Source organism: Streptomyces sp. NPDC051051 (assembly GCF_040682975.1).
GTDB lineage: Bacteria > Actinomycetota > Actinomycetes > Streptomycetales > Streptomycetaceae > Streptomyces.
In genome coordinates, this window is record NZ_JBFBCB010000001.1 from 199,555 (window position 1) to 221,887 (window position 22,333).

General features: G+C 74.2%; 18 protein-coding genes. 10 read left to right on the plus strand and 8 right to left on the minus strand.

All coding sequences use genetic code 11. The features are described 5' to 3' along the window. The first annotated feature begins 91 nt into the window (after positions 1–91). A complete protein-coding gene (locus tag AB0N31_RS00965; protein ID WP_366056165.1) occupies positions 92–1,684 on the plus strand; it encodes an NAD(P)/FAD-dependent oxidoreductase in 1,593 nt (530 codons plus the stop codon). A 97-nt stretch (positions 1,685–1,781) separates the two neighbouring features. Then, the gene (locus AB0N31_RS00970) at positions 1,782–3,281 is read left to right on the plus strand and encodes an acyl-CoA synthetase (RefSeq protein WP_366056167.1); all 1,500 of its coding nucleotides are present in this window, start codon (positions 1,782–1,784) and stop codon (positions 3,279–3,281) included. 19 nt (positions 3,282–3,300) lie between these two features. On the opposite strand, the gene paaK is transcribed toward AB0N31_RS00970, so the two are convergent. Continuing rightward, positions 3,301–4,599, minus strand: coding sequence for a phenylacetate--CoA ligase PaaK (gene paaK, locus AB0N31_RS00975; RefSeq protein WP_366056168.1), 1,299 nt, complete (start codon positions 4,597–4,599; stop codon positions 3,301–3,303). 167 nt (positions 4,600–4,766) lie between these two features. Between paaK and AB0N31_RS00980 the strand changes: the two genes are divergently transcribed. From AB0N31_RS00980 to AB0N31_RS01000, 5 genes are all read left to right on the plus strand, one after another. Continuing rightward, entirely contained in the window at positions 4,767–5,633 is an 867-nt protein-coding gene (locus tag AB0N31_RS00980; protein WP_366056169.1) for an alpha/beta hydrolase, read from the plus strand. Positions 5,634–5,930: 297 nt separating this feature from the next. Then, the gene (locus tag AB0N31_RS00985) at positions 5,931–6,173 is read left to right on the plus strand and encodes a DUF397 domain-containing protein (RefSeq protein ID WP_366056170.1); all 243 of its coding nucleotides are present in this window, start codon (positions 5,931–5,933) and stop codon (positions 6,171–6,173) included. 339 nt (positions 6,174–6,512) lie between these two features. Next, entirely contained in the window at positions 6,513–7,412 is a 900-nt protein-coding gene (locus AB0N31_RS00990; RefSeq protein WP_366056171.1) for a universal stress protein, read from the plus strand. A gap of 42 nt (positions 7,413–7,454) precedes the next feature. Next, positions 7,455–8,054: an ABATE domain-containing protein gene (locus tag AB0N31_RS00995; RefSeq protein ID WP_366056172.1), complete on the plus strand. Its 600-nt coding sequence runs from the start codon at positions 7,455–7,457 to the stop codon at positions 8,052–8,054. 97 nt (positions 8,055–8,151) lie between these two features. After that, positions 8,152–8,649 carry a hypothetical protein gene (locus AB0N31_RS01000; RefSeq protein WP_366056173.1) on the plus strand — a complete coding sequence of 166 codons (498 nt, stop codon included), beginning with the start codon at positions 8,152–8,154 and terminating at the stop codon, positions 8,647–8,649. Positions 8,650–8,655: 6 nt separating this feature from the next. Here the strand turns inward: AB0N31_RS01000 and AB0N31_RS01005 are convergent, their stop codons facing one another. Together AB0N31_RS01005 and AB0N31_RS01010 are read right to left on the minus strand one after the other, a co-directional pair. Beyond that, the gene (locus tag AB0N31_RS01005) at positions 8,656–10,545 is read right to left on the minus strand and encodes an N-acetylmuramoyl-L-alanine amidase (protein ID WP_366056303.1); all 1,890 of its coding nucleotides are present in this window, start codon (positions 10,543–10,545) and stop codon (positions 8,656–8,658) included. A gap of 364 nt (positions 10,546–10,909) precedes the next feature. Beyond that, positions 10,910–12,052, minus strand: coding sequence for an aminoglycoside phosphotransferase family protein (locus tag AB0N31_RS01010; protein WP_366056174.1), 1,143 nt, complete (start codon positions 12,050–12,052; stop codon positions 10,910–10,912). 232 nt (positions 12,053–12,284) lie between these two features. Between AB0N31_RS01010 and AB0N31_RS01015 the strand changes: the two genes are divergently transcribed. Beyond that, entirely contained in the window at positions 12,285–13,781 is a 1,497-nt protein-coding gene (locus AB0N31_RS01015; protein ID WP_366056175.1) for a hypothetical protein, read from the plus strand. Between the two features lie 27 nt (positions 13,782–13,808). On the opposite strand, the gene AB0N31_RS01020 is transcribed toward AB0N31_RS01015, so the two are convergent. Beyond that, a complete protein-coding gene (locus AB0N31_RS01020; protein WP_366056176.1) occupies positions 13,809–15,176 on the minus strand; it encodes a SpoIIE family protein phosphatase in 1,368 nt (455 codons plus the stop codon). A 415-nt stretch (positions 15,177–15,591) separates the two neighbouring features. Between AB0N31_RS01020 and AB0N31_RS01025 the strand changes: the two genes are divergently transcribed. Continuing rightward, complete coding sequence (locus tag AB0N31_RS01025) at positions 15,592–16,014, plus strand: SsgA family sporulation/cell division regulator (RefSeq protein WP_366056177.1); 423 nt, start codon at positions 15,592–15,594, stop codon at positions 16,012–16,014. A gap of 12 nt (positions 16,015–16,026) precedes the next feature. On the opposite strand, the gene AB0N31_RS01030 is transcribed toward AB0N31_RS01025, so the two are convergent. Next, entirely contained in the window at positions 16,027–17,040 is a 1,014-nt protein-coding gene (locus tag AB0N31_RS01030; RefSeq protein WP_366056178.1) for a Gfo/Idh/MocA family oxidoreductase, read from the minus strand. Positions 17,041–17,098: 58 nt separating this feature from the next. Then, a complete protein-coding gene (locus AB0N31_RS01035) occupies positions 17,099–18,193 on the minus strand; it encodes a chemotaxis protein (protein WP_366056179.1) in 1,095 nt (364 codons plus the stop codon). A gap of 267 nt (positions 18,194–18,460) precedes the next feature. Here AB0N31_RS01035 and AB0N31_RS01040 point away from each other — a divergent pair, with 267 nt between their 5' ends. Next, positions 18,461–19,258 (plus strand): alpha/beta fold hydrolase, encoded by a 798-nt coding sequence (locus AB0N31_RS01040; protein ID WP_366056180.1) that lies wholly within the window; start codon positions 18,461–18,463, stop codon positions 19,256–19,258. Here the strand turns inward: AB0N31_RS01040 and AB0N31_RS01045 are convergent. Continuing rightward, the gene (locus AB0N31_RS01045; RefSeq protein WP_366056181.1) at positions 19,251–20,705 is read right to left on the minus strand and encodes an FMN-binding glutamate synthase family protein; all 1,455 of its coding nucleotides are present in this window, start codon (positions 20,703–20,705) and stop codon (positions 19,251–19,253) included. The genes AB0N31_RS01040 and AB0N31_RS01045 overlap by 8 nt on opposite strands. Beyond that, complete coding sequence (locus AB0N31_RS01050) at positions 20,706–22,307, minus strand: alpha/beta hydrolase (protein ID WP_366056182.1); 1,602 nt, start codon at positions 22,305–22,307, stop codon at positions 20,706–20,708. Positions 22,308–22,333 lie beyond the last annotated feature (26 nt).

Consider the following 22,333-nt stretch of genomic DNA (forward strand, 5'->3'; position numbering starts at 1 on the left):
CCCCCGCTCGCGGTGACCGGCCGGGAAGCGGTGCCGCGCCGGTGACGGTCCGCCTCTGGCCGGTCCTGATCGCCCCGTGTTACGAAGAACCATGCCTGCACACGAGGGAGACCCCGGACGTCGCTCCTACGACGTCGTCATCGTCGGCGGCGGTCACAACGGGCTGGTCGCCGCCGCCTATCTGGCGCGGGCCGGGCGGTCCGTGCTGGTGCTGGAGCGGCTGGACCACACCGGGGGCGCCGCCGTCTCCACCCGGCCGTTCGCCGGCGTGGACGCCCGGCTGTCGCGCTACTCGTACCTGGTCAGCCTGCTGCCGCCGAAGATCGTGCGGGATCTCGGGCTGAACTTCCGGGTCCGGGGACGCACCATCTCCTCGTACACGCCCGTGGAGCGTGACGGGCGGCCGACCGGGCTGCTCGTGGGCGGCGGCGAGGCACGCACCCGCGAGGCGTTCGCGCGGCTGACCGGCGGTGAACGGGAGTACGCGGCCTGGCAGCGCTTCTACGGTATGACCGGACGCCTCGCCGGACGCGTCTTCCCGACGCTCACCGAACCGCTGCCCACCCGCGAGGAGCTGCGCCGTCGCATCGACGACGAGGAGGCCTGGCGGATGCTCTTCGAGGAGCCCGTCGGCGTCGCCGTCGAGGAGCACTTCGCGGACGACCTGGTGCGGGGCGTCGTCCTGACGGACGCGCTGATCGGCACCTTCGCCGACGCGCACGACGCCTCCCTCAAGCAGAACCGCTGCTTCCTCTACCACGTGATCGGCGGCGGCACCGGCGCCTGGGACGTGCCCGTCGGAGGGATGGGGGCGCTCACCGACGCCCTGGCCGACGCCGCCCGGAGCGCGGGCGCCGTCCTCGCCACCGGCCACGAGGCCGTCCGGATCGACACCGACGGACGCAGCGCCGAGGTCGTCCACCGCACCGCCGACGGCGAGAGCGTCACCGCCGCCCGCCACGTCCTCGTCAACGCCTCCCCGCAGGCGCTCGCCGCCCTCACCGGGGACACCCCGCCGGCCCCCGCCGAGGGCGCCCAGCTCAAGGTGAACATGCTGCTGAGACGGCTGCCCCGGCTCCGCGACACCTCCGTCGACCCGCGCGAGGCCTTCGCCGGCACCTTCCACATCGCCGAGGGGTACGCCCAACTGGCCGCCGCCCACGCCAGGGCCGCGGCCGGCGACCTGCCCACCGCCCCGCCGTCGGAGATCTACTGCCACTCCCTGACCGACCCGACGATCCTCGGCCCGGACCTGGCCCGGCGGGGCTGCCAGACGCTCACCCTGTTCGGTCTGCACACCCCCGCCCGGCTGTTCGAACGGGACAACGACGCCGTACGCGAGGAACTGCTCGAGGCCACCCTCGCCCAACTGGACGCGCACCTCGCCGAGCCGCTCGCCGACTGCCTGGCCACCGACGCCGACGGGCGCCCCTGCATCGAGGCGAAGACCCCGCTGGACCTGGAGCACGACCTCGGGCTGCCCGGCGGCCACATCTTCCACCGCGACCTGGCCTGGCCGCACGCCCAGGACGGTGTCGGCCGCTGGGGCGTCGAGACCGCGCACGCCAACGTGCTGCTGTGCGGCGCCGGCGCGGTGCGCGGGGGAGGGGTCAGCGGGGTGCCGGGGCACAACGCGGCGATGGCGGTCCTGGAGGACCTCGCCCGGCGAGACCCCGCCGGATGAGGCCCCGCCGGACGGAGCCCTCCCGCCCGGCGCGGGCACGCCCCCCCCCGCCCCGCCGGCTTGACCTGTCCCGGCGGCCCGCCGAGGATCATGTGCCATGACGCCCGGACACGGCAGCACCGTCGACGGGGTGCTGCGCCGCAGCGCCCGACGCACTCCCGCACGCGTCGCGGTGGAGTACCGCGACCGCACCTGGACCTACGGGGAACTCGACGCGGCGGTCTCCCGCGCGGCGAGCGCCCTGCTCGGCCGGGGCCTCGCCCCCGGCGACCGGGTGGGCGCCTACGGCCACAACTCCGACGCCTACCTCATCGCGTTCCTGGCCTGCGCCCGCGCCGGCCTGGTCCACGTCCCCGTCAACCAGAACCTCACCGGCGACGACCTCGCCTACGTCGTCGGCCAGTCGGGCAGCGCCCTGGTCCTCACCGACCCCGGCCTCGCCGGCCGGCTCCCCGACGGCGTGCCGACCCTGCCGCTGCGCGACGCCGACGACTCGCTCCTCGCCCTCCTGGCGGCCGCCCCCGCGTACGACGGCCCCGAGCCGCGCGCCGAGGACCTGGTCCAGCTCCTCTACACCTCCGGCACGACGGCCCTTCCCAAGGGCGCGATGATGACGCACCGCGCCCTGGTCCACGAGTACCTCAGCGCGATCACCGCCCTCGACCTGAGCGCCGGCGACCGCCCCGCGCACTCGCTGCCGCTCTACCACTCGGCGCAGATGCACGTGTTCCTGCTCCCGTACCTCGCGGTGGGCGCCACCAACCTCATCCTCGACGCACCCGACGGCGACCGCCTGTTCGACCTGATCGAGGCGGGCCGGGTCGACAGCGTCTTCGCCCCGCCCACCGTGTGGATCGGCCTGACCAACCGGCCGGACTTCGGCACCCGCGATCTCGGCGGGCTGCGCAAGGCGTACTACGGGGCGTCGATCATGCCGGTGCCGGTCCTGGAACGGCTGCGCGAGCGCCTGCCGGGACTCGCCTTCTACAACTGCTTCGGGCAGAGCGAGATCGGCCCCCTCGCCACCGTCCTGGCCCCCGACGAGCACAAGGGCCGCATGGACTCCTGCGGGCGTACCGTCCTGTTCGTGGACGCGCGCGTGGTCGACGGGAACGGCGAGGACGTGCCCGACGGCACGCCGGGCGAGATCGTCTACCGTTCCCCGCAGCTGTGCGAGGGCTACTGGGACAAGCCCGAGGAGACCGCCGAGGCCTTCCGCGACGGCTGGTTCCACTCCGGTGACCTCGCCGTGCGGGACGCCCACGGCTACTTCACGATCGTCGACCGGGTGAAGGACGTCATCAACTCCGGTGGTGTGCTGGTCGCCTCGCGGCAGGTCGAGGACGCCCTCTACACGCACGAGGCCGTCGCCGAGGCCGCCGTGATCGGCCTGCCCGACGAGAGGTGGATCGAGGCCGTCACCGCGGTCGTCGTCCCCCGCGGCGAGGTCACGGAGGGCGAACTCGTCGCCCACGCCCGCGAGAAGCTCGCCGCGTTCAAGGCGCCCAAGCGGGTGCTGTTCGTGGACGAACTGCCGCGCAACGCCAGCGGGAAGATCCTCAAACGGGAGCTGCGCGACCGCTTCTCCGGCGCGTAGCGCGTCGCCCCGGCCGCCGCTACCCGCGCGGGCGCAGGTCGACGATCCGGCGGATCTTCCCCACCGACCGCTCCAGCGACTCCGGGTCCACGACCTCGACGGCGACCGAGACCCCGACACCGTCCTTCACGGCCGCGGCGATCGAACGGGCGGCCGTGTCACGGTCCCGGGGCGAGGCGTCGGGGCGGGCCTCGGCGCGGACCGTGAGGGCGTCGAGGCGCCCCTCGCGGGTCAGCCGCAGCTGGAAGTGCGGGGCGACCCCGGGGGTGCGCAGCACGATCTCCTCGATCTGGGTGGGGAAGAGGTTCACCCCGCGCAGGATCACCATGTCGTCACTGCGGCCGGTCACCTTCCGCATCCGCCGGAACCGCCGTGCCGTGCCCGGCAGCAGCCGGGTCAGGTCCCGGGTCCGGTACCGGACCACGGGCATCGCCTCCTTGGTGAGCGAGGTGAACACCAGCTCGCCCTCCTCGCCCTCCGGCAGCACCTCGCCGGTGAGCGGGTCGACGATCTCCGGGTAGAAGTGGTCCTCCCAGATGTGCAGCCCGTCCTTGGTCTCCACGCACTCCTGGGCGACGCCGGGGCCGATCACCTCCGACAGTCCGTATATGTCGACCGCGTCGATCGCGAACCGCTCCTCGATCTCCCGGCGCATCTCCTCCGTCCACGGCTCGGCGCCGAAGATCCCCACCCGCAGGGAGGTGCCGCGGGGATCGACGCCCTGCCGCTCGAACTCGTCCAGGAGGGTGAGCATGTAGGACGGGGTCACCATGATGATCCCCGGCTTCAGGTCCTGGATCAGCTGGACCTGACGTGCCGTCATGCCGCCGGACGCGGGGACGACCGTACAGCCGAGCCGTTCGGCGCCGTAGTGGGCGCCCAGGCCGCCGGTGAACAGGCCGTAGCCGTAGGCCACGTGGACCGTGTCGCCGGGGCGCCCGCCCGCCGCCCGGATCGAGCGGGCCACCATGTCCGCCCACAGGGACAGGTCGTTCTCCGTGTACCCGACGACGGTGGGGCGGCCGGTGGTGCCGCTGGAGGCGTGGATGCGGCGGATCCGCTCGCGCGGCACCGCGAACATCCCGTACGGGTAGTTCTCGCGCAGGTCCGCCTTGGTGGTGAAGGGGAACCGGGCGAGGTCGGCGAGTTCGCGGCAGTCGTCGGGGTGGACGCCCGCCTTGTCGAACGAGTCCCGGTAGAACGGCACATGGGCGTACGCGTGCCGCAACGAGGCGCGCATCCGGTCCAGTTGCAGCGCGCGCAGCGCGTCCAGGCCGAGCCGTTCGCCCTCGTCCAGCGGATCCCTCGCAGCCACCACGGACGCCTCCTCGCCAACCGTGCCGATCCGGACGACCGATCATTCGGTCGACGCCTCACGGATCATTGATCCAGACGCACGTCGGTGAGGCAAGGGGCCGGGCCGTACTTTCGGGACCCCGGAGAACGCCGTTGCGCCCGGACCCGACCGGCCCCGAGGATCTGGGCATGCCGATCTTCACCGCACCCGACGGAACCCCGCTCGCCCACCATGTCCGGGGCGAGGGCGAGCCCCTCGTCGTCCTGCCCGGCGGGCCCATGCGGGCCTCGGAGTACCTCGGCGTTCTCGGTGGCCTCACCGCCCGCCGCCGCCTGATCCTGCTCGACCTGCGCGGCACCGGCGACTCCTCGGTTCCGGCGGACCCGGCGACGTACCGCTGCGACCGCCAGGTCGAGGATGTGGAGGCGCTCCGGATCCATCTGGGCCTCGAGCGGATGGACCTCCTGGCGCACTCGGCGGGCGGCAGCCTCGCCATGCTCTACGCGGCCCGCCACCCCGAGCGCGTGGCCCGGCTCGTCCTCGTGACCGCCGTCCCCTGGGCCCTGGGCCGGCCGGCCGGCCCCGAGGAGCGGCTGGCGGCGGCGCGACTGCGTCAGGACGAGCCGTGGTTCACGACGGCCTTCCCCGCGTTCGAGGCCTGGACGACCGGCGCGGAGGACACCGACTTCACGGCCGTCGACGCCTTCTTCTACGGCCGCTGGGACGACACCGCCCGCGCGCACGCGGCCGCCGCGGACGAGCAGACCAACGAGGAGGCGGAGGGCCGCTTCCACGACCCGGCCGCCTACGACCCGCCCGCCCTGCGGGCCGCCCTCGCCGGTGTCGGCGCCCCGGTGCTCGTGCTCGCGGGCGAACTGGACGGCGGCCCCCGTCCGGAAGTGGCCCGGCTCGTCGCCGACGCCTTCCCGAACGCCGACTTCGCCGTGCAGCCCGGCGCCGCCCACTACCCGTGGCTGGACGACCCGGCCTGGTTCACGGCCCGCATCGAGGCCTTCCTGGCCGGTGGCGGGTCACCTCCGGCCGCGGCGGAGTAGCCCCGCGGCGGCCCGGGTGCGGCGGGCCGGCCCGTGAAGGTCCCACGTACGGCATCCCGAAGAAGGTCTCGGCCCTCGTCGCGGGGCCGTTGCGGCGGCGACCGGCCGGGGAGCACCGGGTGGACGGGGCCCGCGGGGTCCCCGGGCACGTCCACGGCGGCGGGCCGCGGTTCTTCGCCACGCGGCTCGCGGGAACGGCGCCGTCGCCGTTCCGAAAGGTCCCCCTCGCGTGCTCTGTCGGCGCCGGGGACCGGTCGCTAGGCTGGCCGCGGACGACGAACCGGGAGGAGCACGGACGTGGCCGAGAGCACGATCCAGCAGCAGCCGCTCGCGAGCTGGGACAAGCCGGAGCTGGACCTCAGCAACGCCGAGTGGCAGTCCAGCAGCCGGGGCCGGGGTGATGTCCAGATCGCCTTCGTCGAGGGATTCGTCGCGATGCGCAACAGCGGCCGCCCCGAGAACCCTTCCCTGATCTTCACGCCCGCCGAGTGGGGCGCGTTCGTCTCGGGGGCACGCGAGGGGGAGTTCGACCTGACCTGAGACCCGCCGACCGCGCCCGTCCGCCGACCGCGCCCGTCCGCCGACCGCGCCCGTCCGCCGACCGCGCCCGTCCGCCGACCGCGCCCGTCCGCCGACCGCGCCGGGCCACCGAGTCCGCCGGCCTACCGAGTCCGCCGGCCTGCCCGCTCCGCGGCACGGGCCGGACCGTCCCGCGGGCCGCCGCGCCCGGCCGGGCGGCCGGATCGCCACCGCGGCGGGCCGAACCGGCGGTGTCGTCGCTCATTTTCCGGACACGCGACCGGGGAGAGCCTGCCGGAGCCGTTGCCTGAGCCAGGCTGGACCCAGCAGGACGACGCTCGTATCCCGGAGGTGAGGACCATGAGCACGCTGCCGGTCGCCGTGGCGGTCGACGGTTCCGAGGACAGCTGGCGGGCCCTCGACTGGGCCGTGGACGCCGCACGTCGACGCCGGACGGCACTGCGCGTCTGCCACGTCCGCCATTACGCCGCGTGGACGCAGCCCGGCGCACCCATGACCCTGCCCCCGCCTCCGGACGAGGACCCCGTCCTCGGCGACGCGCGCGCCCGGCTGGAGAAGACCGCGGACGGCGCGGACGTGGAGTACGTCGGTCTCGACGGGGCGCCGGGCGCGCTGCTGCCCGAACTGGGCGCCGAGGCCGAACTGCTCGTGCTCGGGTCCCGGGGGCGGGGTGGTTTCCGGAGCCTGCTGCTCGGCTCCAACGGCCTGACCGCCGCCCGCGACGCCGAGTGCCCCGTCGTGATCGTGCCCCGGCCCGGCCGCGAGGTGGACGGCCCGTCGCCCGGTCCCGGCCCGCGGGTCGTCGTCGGGCTCAACGTGGACAGCCCCGACGACGCCGCCCTCGCCCTCGCCTTCACCGAGGCCGCCCTGCGGGACGCCCGCCTCCAGGTGGTCGTCGCCTATCCCTGGCCCGTCCAGACCTGGGCCGCCCCCGGCGAACTCCTCCCGACCGACATCGACCAGGGCGCCCTCGAACGCGAGACCCGCACCCTCACCGACGGCTTCCTCGCCGCGCACCGGCAGCGCCACCCCGAGGTCCGCGTCGAGCCGTACCCCGCCCCCGGCGACGCGGCCGGTCACCTCGTCGCCGCCTCCCGGGACGCCGAGCTGGTCGTGGTGGGCCGCCACCGCCGGCGCCTGCTGGCACCCGCCCGCATGCTGGGCTCCGTCACCCACGCCGTCCTGCTGCACGCGGCGAGCCCGGTGGCGGTGGTGCCACCGACACCCGCGGAGGAATGAGGCGCCCCTGCCGGTGGCCGCACGCGGCCTATCATCGGCCGCATGCAGGACGCGCTCCCCGCCGACAGCCGCCTCGCCCTCGACCTCGCACTGACCGTCCGGCACGACGGTCACGGCGGGGTCGCCGACGACCTCACCGACCCCGCGGGACTCACCGCCTGGGTCCGCGCCCACGCCGACGCCCTTCCGCTCGCACCGGACTACGCCGCCGACGCCCGGGGCCTCGCAGCCGTCCGCGACCTGCGCGCCGCCGTCCGCGCCCTCTTCGCGCACGCCGTACGCCCCGGCGCGCCGAGCCCCGCCGACGCGGCCCGGCTGCTGCCCGTGGCCCAAGCCCTGGACCGCCTCAACACGGCCGCCGCCCGCCTGCCCACCGTCCCCGTCCTGCACTGGACCGACGGTGCCGACCCGCGCGTCGGCCGGCGGCCCGTGCCGGACGGCGACGACCTCGACGCCGCCCTCGCACAGGCCGTGATGGCCTTCCTGACCGGCCCGGACCGGCAGCGCCTGCGCGCCTGCCACGCCCCGCGCTGCGTCCGCTACTTCCTCAAGGACCACCCGCGCCAGGAGTGGTGCAGGCCGTCCTGCGGGAACCGCGCCCGAGTGGCCCGCCACCACGAACGCCACAAGCAGGCCTCGTAGCCCGGAAGGCCCCGCACCCCCGAGGAGAGTCGCGCGCCCCCCGGACAGGCGACCGCCCGCAGGACGCCGACGGCCCCCGTACCCGTACCATGGCCCCATGTCGTTCCTCCGCCGCCGCAGTGCCACGCCCGCCGGGCCCGACTTCGACGTCCTGGCCATGGATCCGGGTGACTGGCCCGGCAACCTCGGCGCCGGCCTGCTGCCCGCCCCCGACGGCACGTGCCAGGGCGTCTTCCTGCGCTACGACCTCTTCGGCGGCCGCGGCCCCGCGATGATCATCGGCAACCTTCCCGAGGGCTCGCCGGCCCGCGAGGTCGCCCAGGACGAGGTTCCCTTCGAGGTGGCCCAACTGCTGCTCGCGCTGGAGAACGAGGAGGAGGTGACCGTCGTCGGCACCGAGGACATGCCGGTGATGCAGGGCGACAACCTCCTCATCGTGCGCCGCCTCAAGCTCTCCGAGAGCCGCATCTCCTGCGTGCAGTTCGACCGCAGCGACAACGTCCTGGTGACCATCGCCGCCTGGGACCGCCCCATCACCGACGACCTGTACGCCCTGCTGAAGCCGCTCCCGGCGGAGCTTTTCCAGCAGGGCTGACCGGACCTACGGCTTCGACAGCCGTACGTCCGCGGCCCGGACGAACGCCACCCGGTGCCCGTACTGGATCTCGTAGTACAGGTCCTCGCCGACGACCACCCGGTGCGAGTCGGCGGTGAAGTCGACCGCGTAGTAGTACTCGCCGGGCACCTCGTCACCGACCACGTACTTCTGTCCCGCCGGCAGCCGGTACGGCAGCGGCGACACCGACTGGACGGGCACGCCCGCCGGGTAGGCCGGCGCCTCCGGGTAGGCGCGCCCGTAGACCGGCACGCTCTCCACGCCGTCCTTCGGGGTCACCAGCAACCCCTTCGCGGGCACGGCCGTCGGCCGTGCCGCGGGGTTGCGGAACCAGGCCTTCTGGCCCAGGTACCAGATCGCCGTCCAGTCGCCGAAGCGGTCGGCGACCGCGTACTGCTGGCCGGTGGAGACCCGTGAGGAGAGGTCGTTCACGCCCGTCGTCGGGGTCGTGCCCAGGCCGGCGTCCGTGATCAGGGCGGAGTTCTCGTCGTGGTCGGAGTACAGCCGCACCGCGCTCGACCCGTGCGCCGCGCACGGCTCGCCCTTCGCCGTGCAGCCCGTGTACACCGGCCGGTTGGCGGAGTAGTCCGGCAGGATCGTCACCACCCCGGCGTTCTTGCGGGCCGTGGCCCTGAAGGGCCGGCCCAGCAGCTCGAAATAGTGCCGCCAGTCCCAGTACGGCCCCGGGTCGGTGTGCATGCCCGGCACGGTCGCCGCGGTCGGACCGGGCACGGTGTCGTGCCCCAGGATGTGCTGCCGGTCCAGCGGAATGCCGTACTTCTTCGCCAGGTACGTCACCAGGCGCGCCGACGACCGGTACATCGCCTCCGTGTACCAGGAGTCCGGGGAGGCGAGGAAGCCCTCGTGCTCCAGGCCGATCGACGTGGCGTTGACGTACCAGTTGCCCGCGTGCCAGGCCACGTCCTTCGCCTTCACGTGCTGGGCGATGTGGCCGTCGGTGGAGCGCAGCGAGTACTGCCAGGACACGTAGGTGGGGTCCTGGACCAGGTTCAGGACCCCTTCCCAGCCGCCCTCGGTGTCGTGCACGACGATGTACTTGATCGACTGCGACGCCGGGCGGTCCCCGAGGTCGTGGTTGCCGTAGTCGTTGTCGCCGAACTGCTCGTACGGCGCCGGGATCCACTCGCAGGAGACCGACCCCGGGCACTCGGTGCCCGCCGCGGACGCCGCGCGCAGGCCGGCCCGCCGCAGCTGTCCCGTGTCGGGCGCCAGTTCAGGCCGTGCGGCCAGCGCCACCCGCTGGCCGGCGTCCGTGGTCCGCTCCTGCCCGGTGCGGATCACGTCGTACACGTCGTTCGCGTACGTGGCGGCCGTCGCGGTGTCGTCGGCGCCGGAGAAACGGGCCACGGCGCCGTACCAGTCGGCCGGATCGTCGGTCAGCGGCTCGCCCAGGTCCCGCTGTGCGGCGGCGAGCAGGGCGGCGCCGCCGGCCACGTTGGCGGCCGGGTCGGTGCGCAGTTCCCCGGGGCTCAGACCGGTCAGCTCCGCGGCCTCGGGGAGCGTCCTGAGGCGGGCCGGGATCGCGGTGCCCGCCGGGAGCGGCGCCTTCGGGCGCAGGGCGGCGCGGGCGTCGTCGCCGCGCGGGTCCTCCGTGCCCTCGCTGTGGTGCGGGGCGCCGGCCAGGGCGGTGCGGGCGTCCGTGAGGTGCATCGGACCGTAGCCGCCGGTCACGCTCGGCGCGCCGCCGTGCGCGTCCCAGCGGGACTGGAGGTAGGAGACGCCCAGCAGCACGCTCTGCGGCACGTCGTACTCGGCGGCCGCGGCGGCGAACGCCCGTTGCAGCCCCGTCGCCGACCGGTCCTCGGCGCCCGGTGAGTCCGGTGAGGGGGACGCGGCGAGCAGCGGGAACAGCAGAGCCGCCGAGGCGACGGCGCCGGCGGCTCTGCGGGTGCGTGCGGGACCGGTGGTGCGTGCCGGTCCGGAGCGGGTGGGGGATCCTCGCAATGCGGCCTCCTGGGACGAGCGGGCGGGGCGGGGCGGGGCGTGCGGGGCCGGACGTGGCTCAGTGGTACCGGCTTGCCGACGATCCGTCAATCATGCCCACGGCACAGCGATTTCCCATGTCAGTGAGGGCCGGGCGAGTTTCGTGGCGGGTGGCCCCGCCGCCTGCGGTCCGTCACCGGCGTACACCGGTGGCTCCGGCGTGAAGGCGGCCGGCACGCGAAGGTCCGTGATGCGCCGCCGCTCTGGCGCACCACGGACCCTTCCCCCTCGCCGGTCAGCGAGTACCGACCGCCGCCCGGACGGCCCGGCGGGCCATCTGGCAGTCGTCGTGCAGCCGCCGCAGCAGCAACCGCTGCTCCTCGCCGGACGGCACGGCACCCGGGTGGGCCGCCCCCGGAGCCGCGGGGGCCGAGTCGTGCATCGAACGCTGCACGGCCATCTCGTAGGTGCGGATCTCCCGGGTCAGCACCAGCATCAGGTTGACCAGGAAGGCGTCGCGTGAGGCCGGGCCCGCCGACTGGGCGATCTGGCTGATCTGGCGGCGCGCCGTCGGCGCCTCACCGAGGACCGACCACAGGGTCGCCAGGTCGTAGCCCGGCAGGTACCAGCCCGCGTGCTCCCAGTCCACCAGCACGGGACCGGCCGGTGACAGGAGCATGTTGGACAGCAGGGCGTCGCCGTGGCAGAACTGGCCCATGCCCTGCCGGCCCGCGGTCGCCGCGATGCCGTGCAGCAGCTTCTGGAGGTCCCCCAGATCCCGGTCGGTCAGCAGACCCAGCTCGTGGTAGCGGGAGATGCGGGCCGCGTAGTCCAGCGGGGCGTCGAAGGTGCCGGCCGCGGGCCGCCAGGCGTTGAGCCGGCAGATCGCGCCGAGCGCCGCCCGGATGTCCGCGCGGGGCGGGGCCTCCACGGGATGCCGCTGCAGGGCCGCCACGCGTCCCGGCATCCGTTCGACGACGAGGGTGCAGTTGTCCGGGTCCGCCGCGATCAGCCTCGGCGCCCGCACCGGGGGGCGGTGCCGGACGAACGTGCGGTACGCAGCTATCTCGTGCCGGATCCGCTCGGCCCACGCGGGGGAGTGGTCCAGTAAACACTTGGCGACGGCCGTGCTGCGTCCGGTCGTGCCGACCAGGAGCACGGAGCGGCCGCTGCGGCGCAGTACCTGCACGGGGGCGAACTCCGGGCAGATCCGGTGCACCGACGCGATCGCCGTGCGCAGTTGGGCGCCCTGCGGGCCGGACAGGTCGAGCCTCCCGCTGAGGGGCTGTGTGCCGAGCCCCGCGGGGCGCCGGGCGCCGCGGCCCGCGCCGAGCACGGGAGGTGCCGGCCGGGCGGGGTCGAGGTAGGGGCCGCCGCCGCCCGGGCGGGAGTGCAGCGACCGGGGCGGGGCGGACACGGAGGACGATGCTGTGTACATGGGCGAAACAGATCCCTTCGTGTGCCTGCGACATCGATGCGCCGCCCGGCCCGGCCTCCCGGGTGCACCCTGGGGAATGTCCCTCGGCGACCGGGTCGGGGTGGCGCACTCCTACCTGACACCTGTCGCCCCGTGGCACACCATCTGGCGCACCCTGGCGAACCCTGGCGAATAGTCGCCCGGCAACTTGCACGGGGCTACTGTCAACTCAGCCGAGAACCTGGGGGCTTACGTGAGCGGACAACCCAACACCCGCCTGGCGGACCTGTTCGGCCTGGCCGGCTGGTCCAAAGGGGAACTCGCGAGGCTGGTCAACCGGCAGGCGGCGGCCATGGGCCACCCCCAGCTGTCGACCGACACCTCCCGGGTGCGGCGGTGGATCGACATGGGAGAGATCCCGCGCGATCCCGTGCCGCGGGTGCTGGCGGCTCTGTTCACCGAGCGTCTCGGCCGTGTCGTGACCATCGAGGACCTCGGTCTGGTACGGCACGGGCGTGCGGGGAAACGGCCACGCGACGGGAGTGCGCAGCATCCCGACGGCGTGCCGTGGGCGCCCGAACGGACTGCCGCGGTCCTCACCGAATTCACGGGAATGGACCTCATGCTCAACCGACGCGGCTTGGTGGGCGCGGGTGCCGCGCTCGCCGCGGGATCAGCACTCAGCAGTGCCATGTACGACTGGCTGCACACCGACCCCACCCTCTCCGCCGACGCTTCCGTCGTCGATCACCCCCTCCTGCACGCCGACTCCGCCGGGTTCGACCGTTACGAGGCCGCCCCCGTGGGGGCGGAGGAGGTCGACGAACTGGAGCGCTCGGTGGAGGTGTTCCGGGCCTGGGACGCCGCCCGTGGCGGCGGACTCCAGCGCAAGGCCGTGGTGGGCCAGCTCAACGAGGTGGGCGGCATGCTCGCCTACCGCCACCCACCCCACCTCCAGCGGCGCCTGTGGGGCGTCGCCGCCAACCTCGCCGTTCTCGCGGGCTGGATGTCGCACGACGTCGGCCTGGAACCCACGGCCCAGAAGTACTTCGTGATCGCCGCCCATGCCGCGCGGGAGGGCGGCGACCGGCCCCGGGCGGGGGAGGCCCTCTCCAGGGCGGCCCGTCAGATGGTGCACATCGGCCGGCCCGACGAGGCCCTGGACCTCATGAAACTCGCCCAGTCCGGCTCCGGTGACACGGTGCTGCCACGGACACGGGCCATGTTCCACACCATCGAGGCCTGGGCCCAGGCCTCGATGGGCAAGGGGCAGGCCATGCGCCGCACGCTCGGGCAGGCGGAGGACCTGTTCGTCTCCGGCCGGATCGACGCGGAGACGCCGTCCTGGATGCAGACCTTCAAGGACGAGGACCTGTACGGCATGCAGGCCCTGGCCTATCGCACGCTCGCCGAGTTCGAGCCGGGGGCGGCCGTGCACGCCCAGTACTACGCGGAGAAGGCCCTCGCCCTGCGGGTCGACGGGCGGGAGCGGTCGAAGATCTTCGACCATCTGTCCATGGCCTCGGCCTGTTTCATCGCGGACGACCCCGAACAGGCCGACCGGTACGCGCGGCTGGCCCTGATGTCGATGGGGTCGAACTCCTCCCGGCGTACCTGGGACAGGCTGCGCGAGATGTACCGGCTCACCGCCGAGTACGCGAACTACCCGCGGATCAGCGAACTGCGCGAGGAGATCCGGCAGGCGCTGCCGAAGCCGAGGGGAGGCAAGAACAACACCGTTCAGGCGTAGATGAGTTGACGGTTATCGGTCTGTCGGTCACCGGGTGACCCGGGCGACGAGCAGGCAGGCGTCGTCCGCGCGGCCGCCGTCGTCGCACTCCCGCGCGATCAGCCGTGCGCAGTCCTGTGCCGTGCGCAGGCCGGCGAGGCGCGGGGCCAGGTCCAGGAGGGGGTCCGGGCCGTCGGCGGGGGTCGGCCCGCCGGTGTGCAGCACCAGTACGTCGCCCTCCTCCAGGGTCGCCTCGGCCTGCCCGGGAGCGGAATCCGGGCCGGTGCCGAGGAGGCCGCCGTCCGGTCCGTCCAGTCGGCGCCCCCTCCCGGCGCGGAACAGCAGCGGGGCGGGGTGTCCGGCCTGTGCCCATACCAGGGTGCGGGTGGCGGGCCGGTAGCGGCAGTACAGGGTGGAGCACCGGGCCGACGGATCGGCGGCGCCCAGTAACTGGTCCAGCCAGGAGAGCAGTTGGGCCGGACCGGCGCCGGACATCGCCATGCCGCGCAGGGCGCCGAGCGTCGTCGCCGGGGTGGCGGTGGCGTCCGGGCCGTGCCCGGTGAGCGCGCCGGTGCCCAACAGCGTGTCGCCGTCCGTAAGTTCCAGGACGTCGTACCAGCTGCCGTCGGTCGGTGGACTCGGCGCGGCGGGCAGGTGCCGGGCGGCGAGGTCGAGCGTGCCGGTGGTGCGCGGGAGCCGCGGGGAGGCGTGCCGGGAAGACGGGGCGGCCTCCCGCGGGCCGGCCGCGGGTCGGTGCCCGGCCGGTGCCGGGCGCCGTCGCAGGTGGAGCGAGTCACGGGTCGTGCCCACCGCGCGCCGGCTGCGGCGCAGTTCGCTGACGTCCCGCAGCACGGCCCACATCGAGGTGGTGCTGCCGCGGGCGTCGAGCACGGGCTCGCCCATCATGTGCACGGTCCTGACCTCGCCGTCCGGCCGGACGACCCGGAACTCGCCGTCGATGGGCTTCGCGTCGACGAGGCAGCCGGTGACCATGGCCGTCAGGTGCGGGCGGTCCTCCTCGAGGACGAGGGAGGGGAGTTCGTCGAGGGTGAGCGGCGGGGCGGCCGGGTCACGGCCGACGATGCCGTGCAGCTCCGGGGACCAGACGGCCTCGTCGGTCAGCAGGTTCCACTCCGCGCTGCCGACCCGGCCGAGCGGCGACTCACGCGGGGGAGGGGACGGTGGGCCGTCCCGCAGTTGCGCCAAGTGCGCGTCGAGGTCCTCGAGTTGGTGCAGCGCCAGGTCGCACAGTGCGCGCTGCCAGCGTCCCCGCGGGTCGAAGGTGTCGTCCTGCGTGTCCTGCCGCACGGCGTCCACGTCGCCCATGAGGCGTCGCGTCTGCGTGATCAGCGCGTCGACCTGGCCGCGTCCGGGCGTCCGGGCGGCTGGGCGGTCCGCGGAGAGGGGGGACGGCATGACGCACTCCGATGGGGGACGGGACGGCCGGACTGACGAAGGGGCCGTTACGACTGTGGCACAGCCCGCGACGCGGTGTAAGGGATTTGGCAACACACGATCCGGTGATGCGTCTGACATATGCCACAGTCTTCACGAGCAGCTCGGGGGGCGCCGATGACGTAGGCCGCCACCGGTGTGAGTCGTAGGCGGCGTACGTGACTTGAGTGACTTCCGGGGGTGTCCGGAGGTGATCACTCGGGTGTTCGACGGTCGCGTGTTCCGTGCGAGAGGCCGGGAGACGGCGGCGGGCCGGGTCACCGTGACGCAGGTCACAATAATTCACCCGGCTTTCCCGTAATGCGATCGGCCCCTGCGAGGTCCTACAAGCACCACGCCGGAAACGGCCGACCACTCACCGCTGCGGAGACCGCCCATGGATCCCACCCACGTCACCGTCGAACAGCCCGCCCGCGCCCGGCTCATCACCGGCGAGGAGCGGGAGCTGCCCGTCCCGGTGACGCTCCGCTACACCTCCGCCGACCCGCTCGCCGTGCACCTCGACTTCCCACCGGAGGTCTCCCTCCAGGGCGAGGCGGTCACCTGGACGTTCGGCCGCGCGCTGCTGGAGGAGGGACTGGACGGACCGGCCGGCGGCGGTGACGTGCACATCTGGCCGTGCGGCCGGTCCCGGACGGTCGTCGAGTTCCACTCGCCGTTCGGGCTCGCCCTGCTGCAGTTCGACACGGCCGCACTGCGCCGCTTCCTGCTGCGCAGCTACGCCGTGGTCGCCGCGGGCCGTGAGGACGTCGGCGCGGCGGTCGACGAGAGTCTGCACGCACTGCTCGGCAACGTGTGAGACCGCCCGGCGTCAGCCGTACAGGGCCAGGCGTGGGGCGAGGTCGACGGCCACGCGCGTGCCGTTGTCGAGCGCCCGCACCCCGGCCTCGGCGACGACGGAGGCCGCGTAGCCGTCCCAGGCGGTCGGACCGGTGACCCGGCCCCGCCGGGCGGCGTCGACCCAGGCCTGCACCTCGCGGTCGTAGGCGTCGGCGAACCGGACGAGATAGTCCTGCGGCACGTCCGTGCCGGCCGAGCCGTGCGCGGTGACCAGCGGGCCGCGGTCGTCGCCGATGCGCGCGCTGCCCGCCTCGCACACGGCCTCGCAGCGCACCTGGTAGCCGAAGCCGCAGTTGACGAAGACCTCCACGTCGACCAGGGCGCCGCCGTCGGTCTCGAAGACCACGAACTGGGGGTCCAGCAGGCCCTGCGGGGCGCCGGACGACGGGCGGGGCCGCAGCACCGTGACCGCGGTCGGCTCCTGGCCGAGCAGCCAGCGCGCCGCGTCGATCTCGTGCGACACCGAGCTGTCGATCAGCATGGCGCTGGTGAAACCGGGCGGCGAGGAGACGTTGCGGTGCGTGCAGTGCAGCATCAGGGGCCGGCCGAGCCGCCCGTCCTCCAGCAGCGTCCTGAGCCTGCGGTACTCCGCGTCGTAGCGCCGCATGAACCCGATCTGGGCGAGCCGCCGGCCGAGCCGGGCCTCCGCCTCCAGCACCCGCAGGGCCCCGGCCGGGTCCGGCACCATGGGCTTCTCGCACAGCACCGGAAGACCGCGGGCGAACGCCGCCAGCAGCGCCTCCTCGTGCGCGGGACCCGGCGACGCGATCAGGACGGCGTCCACGCCGGGCGCGTCCAGCGCGGCCTCGGCCGCGGTGTGCACCGAGACCCCCTCGACACCGGCGACGGCTTCCTCCGCACGGGCGGCGTCGGGATCGGCCACGGCGGCGACCCTGGCACCGCTCACCACTCGGTCGAGCCGGCGTATGTGGTCGGCGCCCATGTGCCCGGCACCCAGCACCGCCACGCCCAGCAGTTCACCCACGTACGCGCTCCCTCCCGGCCGACGATCATGTGCAGCGTACGCCGACCGGGTGGGGGCCTCAGTAGCGCAGCACGCCCGCGATGCCGTCGGCGTCGGTCAGGGTGCCGTCCGGGACGAAGCGGACCTCGGCGCCCGTCTCCAGGCACTGCTCGACGATCTCGTCCACGATGTCGTCGCGGGAGTCGAGGTCGCTGCTCTCGGCCGGGATCAGGTGGTCGCCGTCGTCGCGGACCGTGACGCTGTAGTTCTCCTCCACGGCGAGGAGGCGGACGCGGCCCTCCCGGGCGTTCTGCCACAACTCGTCGACCCCGGCGGCGAAGGTGCGCCGGCCGCGGGCGGAGTCCAGCTCCCGGGCCACGGCGGCGGTGTCCCGGAGGGCCTCGGCGTCGTGCACCGGGCGGACCGCCTCCCACACCGCCTCCGGGGTGGCGTGGGTGAGGCCCCCGTGCGGCACGTGCACGGCGTCGCGGGTGCCTCCGCCGATCTCGTCCAGGAGGGACAGCGCCGCCGTCTCACCGGTGACGTAGAGCCGGCGCGGGGCCTCGCGCAGCAGCCGGCCCATGGCGGTGTCGGCGTCGCGCAGGAAGTGGCGGGTGCCCTCGTCGCGGAAGGTGCTCGGCAGGTCGCCGGTGCGTTCCATCCGCTCGGCGTCGAAGTTCTCCTGGGTCCTGATGAGCGGGAAGCCGTGGGAGTGCTCCTCGGTGACCCGGTCGGCGCCGCCGCTCCACAGGGTGACGCGGTCGGCGGAGACCGACAGCACCCAGAACGGCCGCTCGGCGGCCTGCGCCGAGACGAGGTTGCGGGTGAGGAAGGTGTCCGAGAGGACGACGCGCTCCGGGACCGGGCGGGCCAGCGACCACACCTGGTGCTCGCCCGGTGCGGCGAAGATCACCAGGCCGTCCTCGGTGTACGTCAGGTCGACCTCGGCGAGGGCCCGGTCGAGCTGTTCCGCCACGTCCGCGCGGCGCTCCCGGGTGACCGCCGGATCGGCCTCGAGCTGCTTCTTGGCCTCGGCGACGACATTGCGCAGCCGGACCCGGTCCTGGCTGTTGTCGGGTTCGCGGCGGTGCGTCGGCGTCAGCACGGACACCGCGGGATAGGGCCGCGGACGGCGCAGTTCGGAGAGGGTCGCGGGGCTGAGTTCGTGCTCCATACGAGCACGATAGGGCCGAATCGGGTGTAAGGCATTTGGGGCAGCGAAGCGGGACGGAACGGTACGGGTGGACCGGGATGCAGGGCCGCGGCCCGCCGGGCACGCCCCTCGGCCGGGGTGCCGCCCTCGCCGCGTCCGGGCCCGTCCGCGGCCTCCCTCGGGTTCCCCGGCCGGATTCCCCGGCGAACGACGGTGACGCCGCCCCCGTCGGCCGGTTACGGTACGCGTCAGTAACCGGAAGACCGGACGTACCCGCGGGAGACATCCATGCCGCAGCTCGAAGTCGACGGCGCAGCACTGACGTACGACGACGAGGGACCCCGCGACGGCGGCGGGGTGCCTCTGGTGTTCGTCCACGGCTGGACGGCGAACCGGCACCGCTGGGACCACCAGACGGCGCACTTCTCGGCCTCGCGCAGGGTGATCCGGCTCGATCTGCGCGGGCACGGCGGCAGCACCGGGGCAGGCGTGCGGACGATCCGGCACCTGGCGGACGACGTCCTCGCCCTCCTCGACCACCTGGAGGTCGAGCGGTTCGTGCTGATCGGCCACTCCATGGGCGGGATGATCGCGCAGACCATCGCCCTCGCCCACCCCGAACGCGTCGAGCGCATGGTGCTGGTGAACTCCATCGGCCGGATGGCGTACAACCGCGGCCGGGGCCTGCTGATGGCCGCCTCCACCCTCGTCCCGTACAAGCTGTTCGTCGCCACGAACATCCAGCGCGCCTTCGCCCCCGGCCACCCGCGCGAGGAGGTCCGCGCCTACGTCAGGTCCTCCGCGGACACCCCGCGCGAGGTGGTCATGACGCTGTACGGGGCCATGCGCGCGTTCGACGTCCTGGACCGGGCCGGCGAGATCCGCACGCCGACCCTGATGATCCACGGCTACCACGACATCCAGCTCCCGGTGCGGCAGATGCTGCGGATGGCGAAGGCGTATCCGGACGCCACCGTCCGCATCCTCGACGCGGGCCACGAACTGCCCGTGGAGAAGCCGGCCGAGCTGACGGCGGCCATCGACGCCTTCGTGACCGTCCCGTCGGCGGCGGGCACCGCTAGCTGAAACGGTCCGGGTCCGCCGCCTTCCAGTCCGCCGCCCAGGACTCCGGCGGCCCGGACAGCAGCGCTCCCGGCTCCAGCCACTCGTACAGCTCCGCGTACGTCCGGAGCGTCCCCCGGCCCGTCCGCCGCACCAGGTGGGCGGGCGTGAGCCCGGCCGGCTCCCGGACGCCCATAGCGGCCATGACCCGCACGGCGTCGCGGACCGTCTCACGCTGGTAGCGGTGCACCCGCCGGGCCTTGTCGGCCACGTCGAGGGCGCGCATCCGCAACGGGTCCTGCGTCGCGACGCCGACCGGGCAGCTGTCGGCGGCGCACCGGCCGGCCTCCACGCAGCCGACGGCCCGCATCATCGCGCGCGCCGCGTTGGTGAAGTCGGCGCCCTGGGCGAGCCGCCGGACCACGTCCGTGCCCGTGGCCACCCGGCCGCTCGCCCCGATCCGGACCCGGTCCCGCAACCCGACGCCGACCAGCGCGTTGTGCACGGTGATCAGCCCCTCGGTGAGCGGCAGCCCGACCTCACCGGCGTACGGCGGCGCCGCGCCGGAGCCGCCCTCCGACCCGTCCACCACCACGAAGTCCGGCGCGACGCCCTCCGCGACCATCGCCCGGCACACCGCGAGGAACTCCCGGCGCGAACCCACGCACAGTTTGAACCCGGTCGGCTTGCCGCCCGCCAGCTCCCGCAGCCGCGCCAGGAACAGCACCAGCTCCCGCGGCGTGGCGAACTCCCGGTGTCCCGGCGGCGACACCACCGGTTCGCCCACCGGCACCCCGCGCTCCCGCGCGACCGAGGCACTCACCTTCCCGCCCGGCAGCAGCGCGCCGCCACCCGGAGCGGACCCCTGCGACAGCTTCAGCGACACGCACCGCACCTCGGGCAGTGCCGCCTTGTCCGCGAACTCCCGTGCGTCGAACGCCCCGTCGTCGGTCCGGCAGCCGAAGTAGCCCGTTCCGATCTCCCAGACGAGGTCACCGCCGCCGCGCAGATGGTGCTCGGTCAGCCCGCCCTCGCCGGTGTCCTGCGCGAACCCGCCCAGCGCGGCGCCCCGGTTGAGGGCGTGCACCGCGCGGGGCGAGAGGGCCCCGAAGCTCATCGCTGACACGTTCAGCAGCGCCATGTCGTACGGCAGCCGGCAGTCGGGGCCGCCCACCCGCACCACGGGCGTCTCCTCGGGCGGCTCGACCGGGCCGAGGGACGACACGAGGAACTCGCGCACGGCACCGACCGGCTCGGCGGCACCGCGCCGGGGCACCCACGGCAGACGCCCGGTGAGGGGATACGCCCGCAGCAGCGAGTCCCGGCGCTGCACCAGATCGCGGACGCCGAGGCAGGTGAGCGACAGCAGCGGCCCGGCCGCCAGCCACCACCACGCCGAACCGGCGCACGCGGCGAGCGCCGCCCCCACCGCGCCGACGGCGGCCAGCAGCACCGGCAGATGGCGGCCCACTCAGCCGTCCTCGTCGGCCCCGCAGGAGCTGCCGCTCGGCGGGAGGGAACCGTACAGGAGGAAGTCGTCGACCTTGCGGTGCACGCACTTCGACGAGCCGTACCCGGTGTGTCCCTCGCCGCGGTTGTCCAGCACCACGGCCGACGACCCGAGCCGCTCCGCCGTCTCCACGGTCCAGCGGTACGGCGTCGCCGGGTCCCCGCGGGTGCCGACGAGCAGCATCTTCGGGGTGTCGAGGTTCTTCACCTCGTCACGTATGTAGTCCGTGCCCCTGGGGCGGCCGTAGCACATCAGGACCTGGGTGAGCCGGTACTGCCCGAAGACCGGCGACGCCTCCTCGTAGTCGGCGCGCAGCCGCTCGAGGTCGGCGGTGATCCGCTCGGCGGTCGGGCGGTCGGGGTCGTCGGCGCAGTTGATCGCCATCAGCGCCGCCGGCAGGTTGTCCAGGGGGATCTCCTCCTCGTCGGCCAGCCCTCCGCTCGGATCACCGCCCCCCGGATCGCGCACCGGCAGGGACAGGCCGCCGGTCGCGAACGCCATGACGCCGCTGGTGTCCCCGTTCTCGACGAGCTGGGCCAGTGCCCGCTCCAGGGACGGCCACAGCTGCTTGCTGTACAGCCCCTGTCCGATGGCGCCCACCAGGTCCTGCCCTGTGAACGGCTCGCCGAAGTCGGTCGGCACCGGGTCCTCGTCCATCGACCGGACGAGCCGCCGCACCTCCTCGCGGGCGGTGCGCGCGTCCTGCCCGAACGGACAGGCGATGTCCTTCACACACCAGTCCACGAAATCGTCCAGCGCCACCTGCTGTCCCCGCGCGCCCGCGACGCCCTGCTCGGCGAGCGGTTCGGTGAGCGTGTCCACGCCGTCCAGGACGAGCCGTCCCACCCGGTCGGGGAACTGGGCGGCGTACACCGCGCCGAGCCGGGTGCCGTAGGAGAAGCCCAGGTAGTTGAGCTTCCGGTCGCCGAGGGCCGCGCGGATCACGTCCATGTCCCGCGCCGCGTCCACCGTGCCGATGTGCGGCAGGACCGGCCCGGAGTGCTCGGCGCACGCGGCGGCGGCCTTCTTCAGCTGTGCCAGCAGCGCCCGCGGATCGCCGAGCTCGTCCGGATCGTCGTCGACGGCCGCGTACGCGTCGTTCTCGGCGTCCCCGCAGCTGACCGGGGAGGACCGGCCGACGCCCCGCGGGTCGAAGGTCACCACGTCGTAGCCGTCGGTGAGGTCCATGAAGTCCTTGCCGCTGTAAGCGAGTTCCGGGACACCAGGACCGCCGGGCCCGCCGAAGTTCAGCAGGACGGACCCGCGCTTGTCGCCGGTGGCGCGGTAACGGGCGAGCGCCAGGTCGAGGGTGGCGCCGTCGGGGCGCGCGTAGTCCACGGGGACGGTCGCCTTGGCGCACTGGAGGTCGTCGGGCATGCCCTCGCCCGTGCACTTCCCCCACCTGATCTTCTGGTCGTGGAACCGGGACAGGTCCGCGGGGCGGCCGCCGCCCGTGTCCGTGGTCGCCGCGGGCAGCCCCGCGCCGAGCAGCGTCAGGGTGGCGGCGACGGCGGCGAGCGCGCCGCGTCGCAGTGCGGGTCGCGTCGACAGCTTGGCCAGCATCAATGCCTCCCAGACGCCTTGCAGCG